We start from the raw sequence: 16,249 nt of genomic DNA on the forward strand, positions 1-16,249 counted from the left end.
ATTCGCGATCAGTCTCGGGGCCCAACACATGGCCTCATCGAGCTCCGGCGGCAAAGCTTGCCGCCCCGGTCAGCCGACCGGTATCCGCCCAACCTCGATGAGTGAGCACTCCCATGAAAAAGCTTTGCATCCTGATCGCTGCCTGCGCCGTTCTCGCGGCCTGCGACAAGAAAGAAGAACAAACCTCAAAGACCGCCGTCCCCGCCGCTGCCATCCAGCAGGAAGCCAAGCCGGCGGCTCAACCGGAATCCAAGCCAGCAGAACAGGCCGCTCCGGCCGAAACCGCCGCCCCGGCTCAACCGGCCGCGGAAGCCGCCAAGCCGGCCGACGACAAGCAGCCGTAAGCGATCGCTTACCGGCGCCTGCGCGCCACCGGCGATACGTACCGGCCAGCCGCCCTCGGGCGGCTGGCTGCATTCAGGGCTGCAACTGGCTGAGGTAGGCCGTCAGCGCGGTGATGTCCTCGTCACTGAGCAACCCCGCCACCGCCAGCATCGGCGAGCCGGCCCGACTCGGGTCCTTGTCCCGGTAGCGCTGCAAGGCGTGGGTCAGGTAAGCCCGCGATTGCCCGGCGATGCGCGGGAAGCCGTCGTGCCCCATGGCCCCAGCGCCATGGCAGGTGACGCAGACGGTGGCATAGCGTTGGCCGCCCTGCTCCACCAGCGCCGGGTCCGGCGCCGCCTCTGAACGTGGCACGACCTTCTGCTGGCTGAAGTAGTAGGCGATGTTGACCCGCTCGTTGATGGTCAGCAGCTTGGCCGCCTGGTTCATCACGAAGTCGGTGCGCTGGCCGTCGACGTATTTCTCGAAGGCATCGAACAGGTACTGCGGGTTCTGCCCGGCCAGGTTGGGGATGTAGTCGCGCTTGCTGTTGCCATCCTTGCCGTGGCACTTGCTGCACAGCAGGATGCGCTCCTCGGCGGCCGCATACGCTTGCTCACGCTTGGCGGGATCTTTCTCCAGCGCGGCGAGCCGATCCATCATCTCCGATGCCTGCGCCGTCGCGCACAGCAGCACCCACAACAGAACGACTCTTCCCATCGCCATACCCTGGTCAGTTTTCCCAGCATCGACGCTAATGAGTTTCTGAAGGAAATTTCCGACCTGGATCAACCATTCGGTTCGAGCAGAAGTGAACGGGCGCGCAAAAAAAAGGGGGAGCATCGTGCTCCCCCGTGGGACTGAACCTTAAAGACCCGTCTGTCCTTGGTCAGCCTTCAATTTCAACCAGGATCTCACCGGGATTGACCCGGTCGCCCTTGGCTACGTGGATGGCCTTCACGGTGCCGGCGATGCCCGCCTGCACTTCGGTCTCCATCTTCATCGCTTCGGTGATCAGCACGGCCTGGCCGGCCTTCACGCTGTCGCCTTCCTTCACCAGCACATCGACGATGTTGCCCGGCATGGTGGTGGTGACATGGCCCGGTTCGCTGGCGTGCTTGCGCTTGTTGCCGCCACCGCCGACGAACTCGTTGAGCGGCTCGAACACCACCTCTTCGGGCATGCCATCCACCGACAGGTAGAAGTGGCGCTTGCCATCGGTCTTCACGCCGACGCCGGTGATGTCCACGCGGTAGCTCTCGCCGTGCACGTCGACCACGAACTCGGTCGGTACGCCTTCACCACCGGCAGCAGCTACGCCCTTGCCGTTGGGGATCGGCAGCAGCTCTTCGGGTTTCAGGGTGCCGGCGGCGCGCTCTTCGAGGAACTTGCGACCGATGTCCGGGAACATGGCAAAGGTCAGCACGTCCTCTTCGGACTTGGCCAGGCTGCCGATCTCTTCGCGCAGCTTGTTCAGCTCCGGCTTGATCAGATCGGCCGGGCGCACGTCGATGACTTCCTCGTTACCGATGGCCTGGCGACGCAGCTGCTCGTTGATCTTGCCCGGCGCCTTGCCGTAGCGGCCCTGCAGGTACAGCTTCACTTCGTTGGTGATGGTCTTGTAGCGCTCGCCGGCCAGCACGTTGAAGAATGCCTGGGTGCCGACGATCTGCGAGGTCGGGGTAACCAGGGGCGGGAAGCCGAGGTCTTCGCGCACACGGGGGATTTCCGCCAGCACTTCGGGCATGCGGTTCAGCGCACCCTGTTCCTTGAGCTGGTTGGCCAGGTTGGAAATCATCCCGCCCGGCACCTGGTTGACCTGCACACGGGTATCCACGCCGGTGAACTCGCTCTCGAACTGGTGGTACTTCTTGCGCACGGCGTGGAAGTACATGCCGATTTCCTGGATCAGCTCCAGGTCCAGGCCGGTGTCGAACGGGGTGTCGCGCAGGGCGGCGACCATGGATTCGGTACCCGGGTGGCTGGTGCCCCAGGCCATGCTGGAGATGGCGGTGTCGATGCGGTCGGCGCCGTTTTCCACAGCCTTGAGCTGGCACATGCTGGCCACGCCGGCGGTGTCGTGGGAGTGCACCACCACGTCCAGCGGCAGCGCGTCCTTCAGCGCCTTGACCAGTTGGCCGGTGGCGTACGGAGTCAGCAGGCCGGCCATGTCCTTGATGGCGATGGAGTCCACGCCCATGTCGGCCATGGCTTTGCCCTGGGCGACGAAGGCGTCGATGGTGTGCACCGGGCTGGTGGTGTAGGCGATGGTGCCCTGGGCGTGCTTGCCGGCGGCCTTCACAGCCTCGATGGAGACGCGCAGGTTACGCACGTCGTTCATCGCGTCGAAGATGCGGAACACATCGATGCCGTTCACTGCGGCCTTGGCGACGAAGGCGCGGACCACGTCGTCGCTGTAGTGGCGGTAGCCCAGCAGGTTCTGCCCGCGCAGGAGCATCTGCAGGCGAGTGTTGGGCAGCGCAGCCTTGAGCTTGCGCAGGCGCTCCCACGGGTCTTCCTTGAGGAAGCGCACGCAGGCGTCGAAGGTGGCGCCGCCCCAGACTTCCAGCGACCAGTAGCCGACCTGGTCGAGCTTGTCGCAGATCGGCAGCATGTCTTCGGTGCGCATCCGGGTCGCCAGCAGCGACTGGTGGGCGTCGCGCAGGATGGTATCGGTGACGGTGACTTTCTTGGAAACGGTCATGAACGAATTCCTCACAGGCCAGCGTGGGCGGCAATGGCGGTAGCGATGGCGATGGCCAGGTGCGACGGGGTGCGCTTGATGGAGTACTGGGTCAGTTCCGGGTGGCTTTCGACGAAGCTGGTGTTGAACTGGCCGTTACGGAATTCCGGGTTCTTGAGGATTTCCTGGTAGTAGGCCGCGGTGGTCTTCACGCCCTGCACGCGCATGTCGTCCAGCGCACGCAGGCCGCGGTCCAGCGCCTCTTCCCAGGTCAGCGCCCAGACCACCAGCTTCAGGCACATCGAGTCGTAGTACGGCGGGATGGTGTAGCCGGTGTAGATCGCCGTGTCGGTGCGCACGCCGGGGCCACCGGGCGCGTAGTAGCGGGTGATCTTGCCGAAGGACGGCAGGAAGTTGTTCTTCGGGTCTTCGGCGTTGATCCGGAACTGCAGCGCGAAGCCACGGTGGATGATGTCTTCCTGCTTGACCGAGAGCGGCAGGCCGGAGGCCACGCGGATCTGCTCGCGGACGATGTCGATGCCGGTGATTTCCTCGGTGATGGTGTGTTCCACCTGCACGCGGGTGTTCATCTCCATGAAGTACACCTCGCCATCGGCGAGCAGGAACTCCACGGTGCCGGCGTTCTCGTAGCCCACGGCCTTGGCCGCGCGCACCGACAGGTCACCGATGTAGGCGCGCTGCTCGGGCGTGAGTTGCGGGCTGGGGGCGATCTCGATGAGCTTCTGGTTGCGGCGCTGGATCGAGCAGTCGCGCTCGAACAGGTGCACCGTGTTGCCGAAGGAGTCGGCCAGCACCTGGGCTTCGATGTGCTTCGGGTTGACGATGCACTTCTCGAGGAAGACTTCCGCGCTGCCGAAGGCCTTGGTGGCTTCGGAGATGACGCGGGGGAAGTTCTGCTCCAGCTCTTCGCGGCTGTTGCAGCGACGGATGCCGCGGCCGCCACCACCGGAAGTAGCCTTGAGCATCACCGGGTAGCCGATGCGCTCGGCTTCGGAAATGGCTTCGGCCAGGTCGGCGACGTTGCCTTCGGTGCCGGGGGTGCAGGGTACGCCGGCGGCGATCATGCTGCGGCGTGCCTCGGTCTTGTCACCCATGCGGCGAATGACTTCCGCCGACGGGCCGATGAACTTGATCCCGCGCTCGGCGCAGATATCGGCCAGCTCGGCGTTCTCGGAGAGGAAGCCGTAGCCCGGGTGCAGTGCGTCGCAGCCGGTTTCCACCGCCAGGTTCACCAGGGCACGGGGGTTGAGGTAACCCGCCAGCGGATCGGCGCCCAGGCTGTGGGCTTCGTCGGCGCGCTTGACGTGCAGGGCGTGACGGTCAGCATCGGAATAGACGGCCACCGAACGGATGCCCATCTCGGCGCAGGCGCGCACGATCCGGACAGCGATCTCCCCACGGTTGGCGATCAGGATTTTCTTGATCACTGCGGCTTTCCCTCGGCCCGGGCCTTGTGGACCCCGGCGTAAAAACCCATCGGCAGCCCCGGACACGGCAGCTGGACTCTCTTGTGGATATTGCTCGACCGGAGCGGGTTCCGGCGTGTTTTTACCCTAGCGCGGGAGGGAGGATTAACCAAAATCAATAATTATTGGGGTAGCCATAAAGAATGATTTATAGTTGATCCGAAATGTCGCGATCAGGCCGAGTTCTATGCGTAAGTCATTGATGCGTATGACCCTTCGCCAGCTGCAAGTTTTTCGTGCGGTGTGCGAAAGCCGTTCCTACAGCCGCGCCGCAGAGGAAATGGCGCTGACCCAACCAGCGGTCAGCCTGCAGATCCGTCAGCTGGAAGAACTGGTCGGCCAGCCGCTGTTCGAATACATCGGCAAGAAGCTCTACCAGACCGATGCCGCCGACGCGCTGCTGCGTGCCACCAACGACATCTTCCAGCGCCTGGAAGTGCTGGACATGAACCTCTCCGACCTCAAGGGCTCGCTGCAGGGGCAGCTGCGCCTGGCGGTGGAGTCCAGCGCCAAGTACATCACCCCGCACCTGTTCGCCGCCTTCCACGCGCAGCACCCGGACGTCAGCCTGAACCTCACCGTGGTCAACCGCGCCCAGGTGATCAAGCGCCTGTCGGACAACCGCGACGACCTGGTGATCATGTCCCTGGTGCCGCAGGACATGGCGCTGGAATTCCTGCCCTTCCTGAACAATCCGATCGTCGCCGTGGCGCCGCCGGACCACCCGCTGTGCAACGCCGCCAAGCTCTCGCTGAAGGACCTGGAACCCTATCCGCTGCTGATCCGCGAGCCCGGCTCGGGTACGCGCAAGGCCTGCGAGGAGCACTTCCAGCAGAAGCGCGCGCACTTCCCGCAGACGCTGGAGTTCGCCTCGCTGGAAGGGTCACGGGAAGGGGTGCTGGCGGGTCTGGGACTGGCGCTGCTGCCGCGCCATGCGGTGAGCCGCGAACTGCAGTCCGGGCTGCTGCACGAGCTGCCGGTGGAAGAGCTGCCGCTCTACCGCAGCTGGTGTCTGGTGCACGCCCGCGGCAAACGCCTGAGCCCGGTGGCCCAGGCGTTCGTCGCCTTCATCCGTGAAGAGCGGGCGCTGATCAGCCAGCTGGCCGAACGCTTCGCCGGCCCGCCTTCGCCGAAGTGAGGTAGGCGGCCGCGATCAGGTCGGGGTAATCGGAGGTTTCGAGGGCGAGGCGCTGGGCCTCCATGCGGTCCTCGATGGCGCGACGGAATTGCATGCGTCGCTGGTCTTCGAGCTTGCGGCGGGTCTTGCTGTCCACTTGGAGCTGGGTGTCGTCGATATGGCGGGGCATCTCGCATCTCCCAAGGCCTAAGGGCTGGAGACGCCAGCATGCTGACGACGGATGACCGTTTGACGACGCGGTGGTGAAGCGCCGGTGACGCCGACGGGCGGTCGCGAGGTCTCTCTTGTAGGAGCGAGCTTGCTCGCGAACCGCTCAACTCTGGAGCACCCGGCTAGCTCTGTTCGCGAGCAAGAACTGGGCGTCCCCCTCGCTCCTACGAAAAACGAAAGGCGCTCAGGACGCCTCTTCCGGGCGCTCTTCGTGGTTCTTCACCACCTTCGGCGACAACCGCAGGCTGCGCAGACTGCGCTTCACGCTCTTGAGGTGATTCACCAGATCCGGACCACGGGCCATGGCCACACCCATTGCCAGCACGTCGATCACCACCAGGTGGGCGATACGCGACGTCAGCGGGGTGTAGATATCGGTGTCTTCGTGCACGTCCACCGCCAGGTTCACGGTGGCCAGGTCCGCCAGCGGCGTCTGGCTGGGGCACAGGGTGATCAGGGTGGCGCCCGCTTCACGTACCAGGTTGGCAGTCACCAGCAGGTCCTTGGAGCGGCCAGACTGGGAGATGCAGATCGCTACGTCCGAGGGCTTCAGGGTCACCGCCGACATGGCCTGCATGTGCGGGTCGGAGTACGCCGCCGCCGACAGCAGCAGACGGAAGAATTTGTGCTGGGCATCCGCCGCCACTGCGCCGGAGGCCCCAAAGCCGTAGAACTCTACGCGCTGGGCGTGGGCGATGGCCGCGATGGCGCGCTCCAGGGCGTGGGTATCGAGGTTCTCGCGCACTTCCATCAGCGAGTGCAGGGTGGTGTCGAAGATCTTCAGGCTGAAGTCCGCCACCGAGTCGCTCTCGTTGATCGAGAACTGGCCGAAACTGGCGCCGGCGGCCAGGCTCTGCGCCAGCTTGAGCTTGAGGTCCTGGAAGCCGGTGCAGCCGATGGCGCGGCAGAAGCGCACGATGGTCGGCTCGCTGACGCCCACGCTGTGGGCGAGGTCGGCCATGGAGCTGTGCATGACCGATGCAGGATCCTGCATCACGTGATCGGCAACCTTGAGCTCCGACTTGCGGAGCAGATGACGCGACTGGGCAATGTGCTGCAAAAGGTTCACAGGGATAGGCTCGGTGATAGTTGTCTGAATTTATGTAGTCTTGTTGTAGTTATACTACAAATCTTTCCTTCACGCCCAGGGAATAAGTCTGTGGATACGCCTGCGAGCCTCGGCCTGCCGAGCTCTTGCGACATTCTGGTTTTCGGCGGCAGCGGGGATCTGGCGCTACATAAACTGTTGCCGGCGCTCTACCACCTGCATCGGGAGAACCGCCTGCCGGCCGATACGCGGATCTTCGCCCTCGCCCGCAGCCAGCGCGACAACGCGTCCTACCTCGCCCTGGCGGAACGCAACTGCCGCGCGCAGGTGGCGCGCAGCGATTTTTCCGCCGAGGCCTGGCGCAGTTTCGCCCAACGTGTGGAATACGTGGCGATGGACGCCTCGCAGAGCGCCGACTTCGGCCGGGTGGCCAAGGCCCTCAAGCGCACGGAGGGCCGCGTGCTGGTGCACTACCTCGCGACCGCACCCAGCCTGTTCGCGCCCATTGCACAGAACCTGAAGATCGCCGGCCTCGCCGGGCCACTGGCGCGCATCGTGCTGGAGAAGCCGCTGGGGCACTCGCTGGAGTCGGCGGTGACAATCAACCAGGCGATCGGCGAAGTGTTCGACGAATCGCGGGTGTTCCGCATCGACCACTACCTGGGCAAGGAAACCGTGCAGAACCTGATGGCCCTGCGCTTTGCCAACACCCTGTTCGAGCCGGTGTGGCGCAACGGGCACATCGACCATGTTCAGATCACCGTCAGCGAAACCCTGGGCGTGGAAAACCGCGGTAGCTACTACGACCATGCCGGGGCCATGCGCGACATGGTGCAGAACCACCTGCTGCAACTGCTCTGCCTGGTGACCATGGAGGCGCCGGTGCGCTTCGACGCCGAGGCGGTGCGCAACGAGAAGGTGAAGATCCTCCAGGCGCTCGGGCCGATTTCCGGGCAGGACGTGCAGGACAAGACCGTACGCGGCCAATACACCGCCGGGCACATCGGCGGGCAGGAGGTGCCGGCCTACTGGTTCGAGAAAAATGTCGACAACGACAGCGATACGGAGACCTTCGTCGCCGTCCAGGCAGAGATCGACAACTGGCGCTGGGCCGGTGTGCCGTTCTACCTGCGCACCGGCAAGCGCATGGCGAAGAAGTGCTCGGAGATCGTCATCCAGTTCAAGCCGGTGCCCAACAGCTTGATCGGCAACGGCGCCGGTGCGGCCAACCGCCTGTGGATAAGACTGCAGCCCGAGGAGCGCATCAGCGTTCAACTGATGGCCAAGGCCCCCGGCAAGGGCATGCAGTTGGAGCCGGTGGAACTGGACCTCAACCTCGCCCAGGCCTTCAGTACCCAAAAGCGCCGCTGGGACGCCTACGAACGCTTGCTGCTGGACGTGATCGAGGGCGACTCGACGCTGTTCATGCGCCGCGACGAGGTGGAAGCGGCGTGGAGCTGGGTCGACCCGATCATCAAGGGCTGGCACGAGCATTACCTGAGCCCGCGCCCCTACCCTGCCGGCAGCAACGGGCCGGAGCAGGCGCAGACGTTGCTGGAGCTGCAAGGACGCCGCTGGCTGGAGTGATGCACCGCGCCGATTTCGCCGGATGAACTCCACCCATCCTACGAAGAGCAGGACGGGCATAAGGTCTAAGGGAGCGGACAGAGCATCCGTTGACCTCGCTCAGCACGCGCAGGCCCCGGATTTCCTAGAGTGGCAGCCTTTTTCCCACTGTCTGCCACGCCGCCATGTCCCCCACTCCGTTCTCCCCCGAACTGCTCTGCCCCGCCGGTTCGCTGAAAAGCCTGCGCCACGCCTTCGCCTACGGCGCCGATGCCGTCTACGCCGGCCAGCCGCGCTACAGCCTGCGGGTGCGCAACAACGAGTTCGACCACGCCAACCTCGCCACCGGCATCAACGAAGCCCACGCCCTGGGCAAGCGCTTGTACGTGGTGGTCAACATCGCCCCGCACAACGCCAAGCTGAAGACCTTCCTGCAGGACGTCGAGTCGGTGATCGCCCTGGGCCCCGATGCGCTGATCATGTCCGATCCCGGCCTGATCATGCTGGTTCGCCAGCATTTCCCCGAGGTTGATATCCACCTTTCGGTGCAGGCCAACGCGGTGAACTGGGCCAGCGTCGAGTTCTGGCGCCAGCAGGGGCTCAAGCGGGTAATCCTGTCCCGCGAGCTGTCGCTGGAAGAGATCGGCGAGATTCGCGAGCGCGTGCCGGGCATGGAGCTGGAAGTCTTCGTCCACGGCGCGCTGTGCATGGCCTACTCCGGGCGCTGCCTGTTGTCGGGCTACATCAACCGCCGCGACCCCAACCAGGGCACCTGCACCAACGCCTGCCGCTGGGAATACCAGACCCACGCCGCCCACGAGGACGAACTGGGCCACGCGGTGCGCAACGTCGAACCGACCCTGGGTATCGGCGCGCCGACCCAGGAAATCGTCCTGCTCGAAGAAAGCAACCGCCCTGGCGAGCTGATGGAGGCCTTCGAGGACGAGCATGGCACCTACATCATGAATTCCAAGGACCTGCGCGCCATCCAGCACGTGCAACGTTTGACGCAGATGGGCGTGCATTCGCTGAAGATCGAGGGTCGGACCAAATCCCACTACTACGTCGCGCGTACCGCCCAGGCCTACCGCAAGGCCATCGACGACGCCGTCGCGGGGCGCGCCTTCGACCTCGGCCTGATGGACACCCTGGAGTCCCTCGCCCACCGCGGCTACACCGAAGGCTTCCTGCGCCGCCACGTGCACGACGAGTACCAGAACTACCAGTACGGCCACTCGCTGTCCGAGCGCCAGCAGTTCGTCGGCGAGTTCACCGGCGAGCGCCGCCAGGGCCTGGCCGAGGTGCGGGTGAAGAACCGCTTCGAGGTCGGCGATAGCGTCGAGCTGATGACCCCGGCGGGCAACCGCACCTTCCGCCTGCACGCCATGGAGAACGCCCGTGGCGAGTCTATCGGCGTTGCGCCGGGCGACAGCCACGTCGTCCATATCCCGGTACCCGAGGGGCTGGACCTGCAATACGCCCTGCTGATGCGCAATCTGCAAGGCGGCACCACACGTGACACACGGAATTCGGCCACAGCCGGCGGTTGCGGGAGCGATTGCGGCAAGTGCGGGTGTGGCGGTAGCTGAGTGCTCTGTCCGCGATTGGCTCACCGACTCCGCAGGGCACATAACCCGGAACGGGTTATGTGCCCTGCTCAGCTACCGGAACAACCGTCGACACGACCGTAGGATGGGTGGAGCGAAGCGATACCCATCCTACAAAGGCGCTCCGTGCCCGGTCCAACCGGGCTCAAGGGTTCTGCAGGAACACCACATACCCCCTGAACCACCGGCTCTTCGCCAGGTAGTCGGGCGCCTGCCACTCTCCGTATTGCGCCAACCCAATGCGGAAGGGCAACTGCAAACGGGCCACGCGCGGCAGGTACGCCTGGTAGTTGGGGATGGTCTGGCGGCCCTGGTAGGTCTGCACCACCACTTCGTCCACCACGCCGGCCAGGCGGTTGATGGTTTCCGGCGCGGCGTTGCTGCCCCAGTCCATCAGCCCGGTGATGCTCAGCTTGCAGCCTTCGGGCAGGCGCGTGCGCAGGTCCTGCAGGAAGTCGACGTACTCGTGCAGGTAGCGCGTGCGCGCATCGAAGTCGATCTGCACGCCGACCACCGGATTGCCCGCGGCGCGCCAGCGGCGCAGCTGCGAGAGCAGGGTACGGTAGATGTCCTCGTTCCAGCGCAGGGTGTGCGCGCGGTAGACCACCCACACCTCGCCCTGCTTCAGACGCGGGATGGCGATGCCCTGGGCGATCAGCCGGGCGCGGCCATCGCTGTAGCGCGGCGCGCTGATCTGTCCCTGTAGCACATAGAGGGTGCGAGCCTGAGCCAGCACCGGTTGCGCGGCGACGCCGCTCCAGAGCCAGAAGGCGTCGTGGTCCGCGGCATCCACGCCGGCCGCCGAAGCGTTGCCTGCGAGCAACGCCAGCGTCAGGACCACAACGCGCCGCATGGGGTCTACCAGTAGTACTTCAGGGACTTCGCCCAGGGCGTGGCGGAGTACTGGCCCTTGAGGGTGCGGAACCACTGCTTGCGCTGCGACGGGGCGATGTCCTGGCTGCCGCAGCCGTTATAGCCGCTGGGTGCGAAGCAGTTGACGGCGCGGAACAGCGCGTAGGCGCGGTCCTCTTCCTCAGCCTGCTTGTCGGCGATGACCTTGAGGTAACCGTCCATGCGCGAGTAGGGCGTGCCGGGGAACAGCGACTCGCCGCCACCCAGCTCGCGCTCGCTGGGCTGGGTGTCCAGCGGGAAGCCGTCCAGTCCATTGCGCAGGATGAATTCGCCCAGGCAGTTCAGCGCTTTGGGCGGCTGCGGACTCTGCAGCAGGTCGCGGGCGACGTCGACGATGGCCGGGCATTCGTAGCCGCTGTCGTTCTTGCCGCCCGGCCACTGGAACAGCGACAGCGGCATGCTGCCGTAGAGGTAGCCGATGCTGGCGCCCAGTGGCTTGCCGCTGCCGTCGGTGGGCAGCAGCGCGAGGTCGTCGATATAGGCCTGGTACTGGCCGTGCAGCAGGTCCTTGTAGAGCAGCGCGAACAGCGCGGTATCGCGCTCCTCCACCGACACGCTGGTGGATTTCGCCTGCTGGCGCAGCAGATCGGGGCCGGCGACGTGGCGCAGGAGAATCTCGCGGATGATCGGCGTATGCACCGGCGAGCCTTCGGCGAAGACCTTGACCAGGCGGTCGCTGCGCTCGTAGTTGAAGGCCAGCGCCAGCTCCAGCTGCTCGCGCTGCAGCGGCTGCTCGGCAAGGGGCAGCAGGCGCAGCCAGAGCTTCTCGGCGGCGATCCAGTCGTTGCCGGCCTCCAGGGCGAAGCCCCGCAGAGTCTGCTGGCTGAAGGCAAGGTAGTCGAGCTTGGCCGGCAGCTCCTCGGGAAGGGTTTTCAGTGCCTCGGCGGGCTTTTCCTCGACGTACAGCTGGTAGGCCGCTGTCAGGTAGTCGTGCAGGCCGGGGGACTTCGCGAACAGGTCCTTCTGCGCTGCCAGGCCGGCGGCATCGAGAGCGCGGGGCTCGTTGGGTTCGTGATGGCGCATCTGCATCAGGTCGAGCACCGCCAGCAGGCGTGCGTCGCGCACGTCGGCCGGGTGTGCGGTGACCAGCAGCTTGTTGTCGACTTCCTGCACCAGTTGGGCGAGATCGTCAGCATCCTCGCGGGCGAACAGTTCGGCGTACTCGCCGGCCAGCCGGCTCTCATCGCTCATCAGCCAGTAGACGCGACGCGTAAGCCCCTTGGCCGAAGCGCTGTAGCGGCCCTGTGGATAAGCCTTGAGGTAGTCGCCCAGCGCGGTTTCCGCCTGGGCGAGGATCTTCTTGTCGACCTTGCGCAGGTCCGGGTAGCCCATCTCGTCGAAGGCGTTCTGTTGCGCCTGGTTCAGCAGGGCGCGGGCGACCATGTAGCGCGAGGTTTCCTTCAACCAGGCCTGGTCGCTGTCCTGCAGGGAACGGAAGGATTTCAGCGCGTCGCCGAAGCGGCCGCTATAGAAGTCCGCGGCGCCCTTGAGGTAACTGCGATAGGCCTTGGCCGGTGCGCTCTGCAGGTCATTGGGCAACAGCACGCTGAGCTGGGTTTCGTCCCACTGGCAGGCGCCCAGCAGGGTCAGGCGCGCACGGGCCAGGCCCTGGCGCTCGTCGGCTGAAAGGCTGTCGACCAACAGCAGCTGGGAGAGGAAGTCCTGCGCGGTGCCTGGGTTGTTGCTGCGGCAACGGCTGCCTTCGCCGCTGGCAAAGCTGTCGGTGGAAGACTGCACGGCATCCGCCGGCAGGCCGATGCGCGCGGCGAGGTCGGCCAGCGGCGCAGTGCTGGCCGCGCTGGAGCTGTCGGTCGAATCCCCAGGTGCCGCACCTTCCAGCCAGCGCGCCAGCGGAAAAGGTACCTGGCCGTAGCCCAGCTGCTGCTCGTCGTCGGTCAGCGCGCGATTGGGAATGCTGGCCTGGCCGGCGTCGGCCAGCAGCAGCTGCAGGTTGACCCGGCTGTCGTTGCCCGGACTGAGGAACGGCAGGCTGTTGCACACGTCCAGCGTGTCGCGCTTGAGGTTCCAGCTCGGGTAGCAGGAGTCGTCGCTGCTCGCGCGCGCCTCCTGCACGCCAAGGCAGCCGGTGATCAGGGCCAGCAGGGTCAGTCCGTACAGACGCATGAAGGATCCTTGTCCGTTGCAGCCCGCACGCGGGGCCGGAATTCAGAGCAGGAAGAATCTTACCTTGCCGCGCCCGGTCTTGCCCGCCTGCATGGGCACAAGACTGTAAACGCGATCTACCGCACAACAGCCCCTGCGACACGTTGTCCAGCTGGATTCTTCTTTGTTCCGGCTCAAAGAAGGAATTTGCCGACCGGGTATTTCTGTAACCAACGACAGTTCGTCGATTACGGAGAGTTACCCATGCTTGACCAGGAAGAGATTTCGCTTTCCCGCCGGACCCTGCTGGCCGGCGCTGTGGTACTGGGCGTGACCGGCACCATGCTCGGCAGCGGCAAGGCCATGGCCGACGGGGAGGCAGCACCGAAGAACATGGGTCCGGCCGTGGATCTCTCGAAGCTGGAGCACGTCCAGGTCGAGCTGGTCGCTCCGCCCTTCGTCCATGCCCACGAACAGCGCGCCAAGGGCAAGCCCAAGGTCGTGCAGTTCCGCATGGTGATCGAGGAAAAGAAGCTGGTCATCGACGACGACGGCACCGAGATCCACGCCATGACCTTCAACGGCTCGGTGCCCGGACCGATGATGGTGGTGCATCAGGACGACTACCTGGAGCTCACCCTGGTCAACCCGGCGACCAATACCCTGACCCACAACATCGACTTCCATGCCTCCACCGGTGCCCTGGGCGGCGGCGCGCTGACCCTCATCCAGCCCGGCGAGGAAGTGAAGCTGCGTTTCCGCGCGACCCGCCCCGGCGTGTTCGTCTACCACTGCGCTCCGGGCGGCGCGATGATTCCGTGGCACGTGGTCTCGGGCATGAACGGCGCGATCATGGTGTTGCCGCGCGATGGCCTGAAGGACCGCGAAGGCAAGTCGCTGAAGTACGACAAGGTGGTCTATATCGGCGAACAGGACTACTACGTCCCGCGCGACAAGGACGGCAACTTCAAGCGCTACGCAACGCCCATGGAAAGCTACAACGACATGCAGCAGGTCATGAAGGGGCTGGTTCCCAGCCACATCGTGTTCAACGGCAAGGCCGGCGCCCTGACCGGCAAGAACGCGCTCAAGGCCAACGTCGGCGAGACCCTGCTGATCGTCCACTCCCAGGCCAACCGCGACACCCGCCCGCACCTCATCGGCGGCCATGGCGACCACGTCTGGGCCACCGGCAAGTTCCACAACCCGCCGGAGGAAGACCTGGAAACCTGGTTCATCCCGGGTGGTGCAGCCGGTGCCGCGCTGTACACCTTCCTGCAGCCGGGCCTGTACACCTACCTCAACCACAACCTCATCGAGGCTGTGCTGCTGGGCGCCGCGGCGCACATCCAGGTCGAAGGCCAATGGAACAACGACCTGATGAGCCAGATCCAGCCGCCGACCGCGATCAAGTAAGCCCCGGGGCCGGCCCATCCGGGTCGGCCCTTTCCCACTAAACGATACCGGCGACCGGACAGACCATGCGCAAGACCATTCTGATCGGCGTCCCCGTCGCGCTGCTGCTGGGCGGGGCCTTTCTCCTGCTGCGACCACACCACGAACCGGAGCTCGCGCCTCAAACCGTGAGGCTCGAACCCCGCGACTTCGATTTCCGCCCGGCGGGCGACTACTGGCTGGAGAAGCAGGCCGTGGATGCGCCGTCGCAGCGTGAGCACCTGGCCCCGCGCTTCGAAGTCATGAAATTCCAGGTCAGCCAGGGCGAATACGCCCGCTGCGTGGCCGAAGGCGATTGCCTGGCACTGGACAACAACGCCCCCCGCGACGACCTGCCCCTCACCGGCGCCAGCCTGCTGGATGCGCAGCTCTATGCCGATTGGCTGTCCAAACGCACCGGCCAGCCCTGGCGGCTGCCGACCGACCGCGAGTGGGCCTTCTTCGCCGGTTCGCGCTGGGCCGACGATGCCCTGCGCATCGACGACGACGATGGCAGCAACCCCGCCCGACGCTGGCTGGCGCGCTACCGCCTGGAAGCGGAAACCCGCACCAGCGCCTCGGCGCTGCCCCAGACGCGCGGCAATCACGGGCTGAACGAGTACGGCGTGGCCGACCTGGGCGGCAATGTCTGGGAATGGACCCAGAGCTGCCACCAGCGGGTCAATCTCGACGCCCAGGGCGCCCAGACCCATCGCGCCGAGTACTGCTCGATCCGCATCGCCGAGGGGCGTCACCGCGCGGCGATCAACGATTTTGTCCGCGATGCCCGCGGCGGTGGCTGCAGCGCCGGGCAGCCGCCGGACAACCTGGGTTTCCGCCTGGTCAGGGACATCCCTTGATTCCCCTCAAGTTCCGCCGCGGCACATAACCGTTATGCTGCGGCGGGACCCAGGGGAATCATTGACGTGACCGCCGATCTCTCCCTCAACCGCGCCTGGCTGGGCAGCTTGCCGCCCTTCGCCAACAGCAGCCGCGAGGAACAGGACGATATCCTCCGCCAGGCCAGCATCCTGCGCCTGAACAGCGGCGTGCCCGTGTTCGAGCAGGGTGCGCCGGCGACCCGCTTCTACCTGCTGGTGCACGGCCGACTGAAAGCCACCCAGCTCACCGGCGACGGCCAGCGCGTGCTGGTGCGCGTGGTCAACCCGGGCGACCTGTTCGGCTTCGTCCGCGCGCTCGGCCGGCGCGACTATCCCGCGACCGCCACGGCCAGCCAGGACAGCCTGGTGCTGGCCTGGCCCACCAGCCAGTGGGAACCACTGCTCGCCTGCCACCCCGGCTTCGCCCTGAACACCGTACAGGCCATCGGCGAGCGCCTGCAGGAAGCCCACGTGCGCTTCTGCGAACTGGCCACCGAAGAGGTCGAGCGGCGCGTCGCCCACACCGTGCTGCGCCTGGTGCAGCAGTCCGGCCGACCGGAGGCCGACGGCATCCGCATCGACTTTCCGGTCACCCGCCAGGACATCGCCGAGATGACCGGCACCACCCTGCACACCGTCTCGCGCATCCTCAGCGCCTGGGAAGACCGCGGCCTGGTGGTCGGCGGCCGGCAGAAGCTGCTGGTGCGCGACCCGCAGCAACTGATGCGGGTGGCCGGCGGCGACGAGCGGGAAGCGGCGGTCGAGCACGCTTGACTGCAATCAAGGAGGCGGGCGCGCCTCGTTCCCTAGACTGGCCGTCACCCTCCCCAGATTGACGGCCACGACTGCGGCCGCCGTG

At 65.7% G+C, this 16,249-nt stretch carries 14 protein-coding genes; 7 read left to right on the forward strand and 7 right to left on the reverse strand.

The window, feature by feature from the left end:
• The first annotated feature begins 113 nt into the window (after positions 1-113).
• Positions 114-344, forward strand: coding sequence for a hypothetical protein (locus FAS41_RS14185; protein ID WP_138523245.1), 231 nt, complete (start codon positions 114-116; stop codon positions 342-344).
• A 73-nt stretch (positions 345-417) separates the two neighbouring features.
• Here the strand turns inward: FAS41_RS14185 and FAS41_RS14190 are convergent, their stop codons facing one another.
• The 3 genes from FAS41_RS14190 to FAS41_RS14200 all read right to left on the reverse strand — a co-directional run bounded on the left by FAS41_RS14190 (position 418) and on the right by FAS41_RS14200 (position 4,452).
• Positions 418-1,041 carry a c-type cytochrome gene (locus FAS41_RS14190; protein WP_246084875.1) on the reverse strand — a complete coding sequence of 208 codons (624 nt, stop codon included), beginning with the start codon at positions 1,039-1,041 and terminating at the stop codon, positions 418-420.
• 169 nt (positions 1,042-1,210) lie between these two features.
• Positions 1,211-3,025, reverse strand: a complete 1,815-nt coding sequence (oadA, locus tag FAS41_RS14195) for a sodium-extruding oxaloacetate decarboxylase subunit alpha (protein ID WP_138523247.1) — start codon at positions 3,023-3,025, stop codon at positions 1,211-1,213.
• Positions 3,026-3,036: 11 nt separating this feature from the next.
• Complete coding sequence (locus FAS41_RS14200; protein ID WP_138523249.1) at positions 3,037-4,452, reverse strand: acetyl-CoA carboxylase biotin carboxylase subunit; 1,416 nt, start codon at positions 4,450-4,452, stop codon at positions 3,037-3,039.
• Positions 4,453-4,693: 241 nt separating this feature from the next.
• Between FAS41_RS14200 and FAS41_RS14205 the strand changes: the two genes are divergently transcribed.
• Positions 4,694-5,629: a LysR family transcriptional regulator gene (locus FAS41_RS14205; RefSeq protein WP_138523251.1), complete on the forward strand. Its 936-nt coding sequence runs from the start codon at positions 4,694-4,696 to the stop codon at positions 5,627-5,629.
• On the opposite strand, the gene FAS41_RS14210 is transcribed toward FAS41_RS14205, so the two are convergent.
• Both FAS41_RS14210 and hexR read right to left on the reverse strand, forming a co-directional pair.
• Positions 5,583-5,798, reverse strand: a complete 216-nt coding sequence (locus FAS41_RS14210; protein WP_081519099.1) for a PA3496 family putative envelope integrity protein — start codon at positions 5,796-5,798, stop codon at positions 5,583-5,585. The genes FAS41_RS14205 and FAS41_RS14210 overlap by 47 nt on opposite strands.
• Before the next feature lie 225 nt (positions 5,799-6,023).
• Positions 6,024-6,908 (reverse strand): transcriptional regulator HexR, encoded by an 885-nt coding sequence (hexR, locus tag FAS41_RS14215; protein WP_045214017.1) that lies wholly within the window; start codon positions 6,906-6,908, stop codon positions 6,024-6,026.
• 90 nt (positions 6,909-6,998) lie between these two features.
• Between hexR and zwf the strand changes: the two genes are divergently transcribed.
• Positions 6,999-8,474, forward strand: a complete 1,476-nt coding sequence (gene zwf, locus FAS41_RS14220; protein WP_138523253.1) for a glucose-6-phosphate dehydrogenase — start codon at positions 6,999-7,001, stop codon at positions 8,472-8,474.
• A gap of 164 nt (positions 8,475-8,638) precedes the next feature.
• Complete coding sequence (trhP, locus tag FAS41_RS14225; RefSeq protein ID WP_138523255.1) at positions 8,639-10,042, forward strand: prephenate-dependent tRNA uridine(34) hydroxylase TrhP; 1,404 nt, start codon at positions 8,639-8,641, stop codon at positions 10,040-10,042.
• Positions 10,043-10,205: 163 nt separating this feature from the next.
• Here trhP and FAS41_RS14230 read toward each other — a convergent pair whose 3' ends face one another.
• Complete coding sequence (locus tag FAS41_RS14230) at positions 10,206-10,913, reverse strand: DUF3142 domain-containing protein (RefSeq protein WP_138523257.1); 708 nt, start codon at positions 10,911-10,913, stop codon at positions 10,206-10,208.
• Between the two features lie 5 nt (positions 10,914-10,918).
• On the reverse strand, positions 10,919-13,096 hold the full coding sequence (locus FAS41_RS14235; RefSeq protein ID WP_138523259.1) for a PA5441 family protein: 2,178 nt from the start codon (positions 13,094-13,096) through the stop codon (positions 10,919-10,921).
• 342 nt (positions 13,097-13,438) lie between these two features.
• Between FAS41_RS14235 and nirK the strand changes: the two genes are divergently transcribed.
• From nirK to FAS41_RS14250, 3 genes are all read left to right on the forward strand, one after another.
• On the forward strand, positions 13,439-14,491 hold the full coding sequence (nirK, locus tag FAS41_RS14240) for a copper-containing nitrite reductase (RefSeq protein ID WP_246084880.1): 1,053 nt from the start codon (positions 13,439-13,441) through the stop codon (positions 14,489-14,491).
• Between the two features lie 65 nt (positions 14,492-14,556).
• Entirely contained in the window at positions 14,557-15,369 is an 813-nt protein-coding gene (locus FAS41_RS14245) for an SUMF1/EgtB/PvdO family nonheme iron enzyme (RefSeq protein ID WP_138523263.1), read from the forward strand.
• A 66-nt stretch (positions 15,370-15,435) separates the two neighbouring features.
• On the forward strand, positions 15,436-16,164 hold the full coding sequence (locus tag FAS41_RS14250) for a Crp/Fnr family transcriptional regulator (protein WP_138523265.1): 729 nt from the start codon (positions 15,436-15,438) through the stop codon (positions 16,162-16,164).
• Positions 16,165-16,249: the final 85 nt, after the last annotated feature.

Origin of the sequence: Pseudomonas nicosulfuronedens, assembly GCF_005877905.1 — a bacterium.
In the GTDB taxonomy this organism is placed as follows: Bacteria; Pseudomonadota; Gammaproteobacteria; order Pseudomonadales; family Pseudomonadaceae; genus Pseudomonas; species Pseudomonas nicosulfuronedens.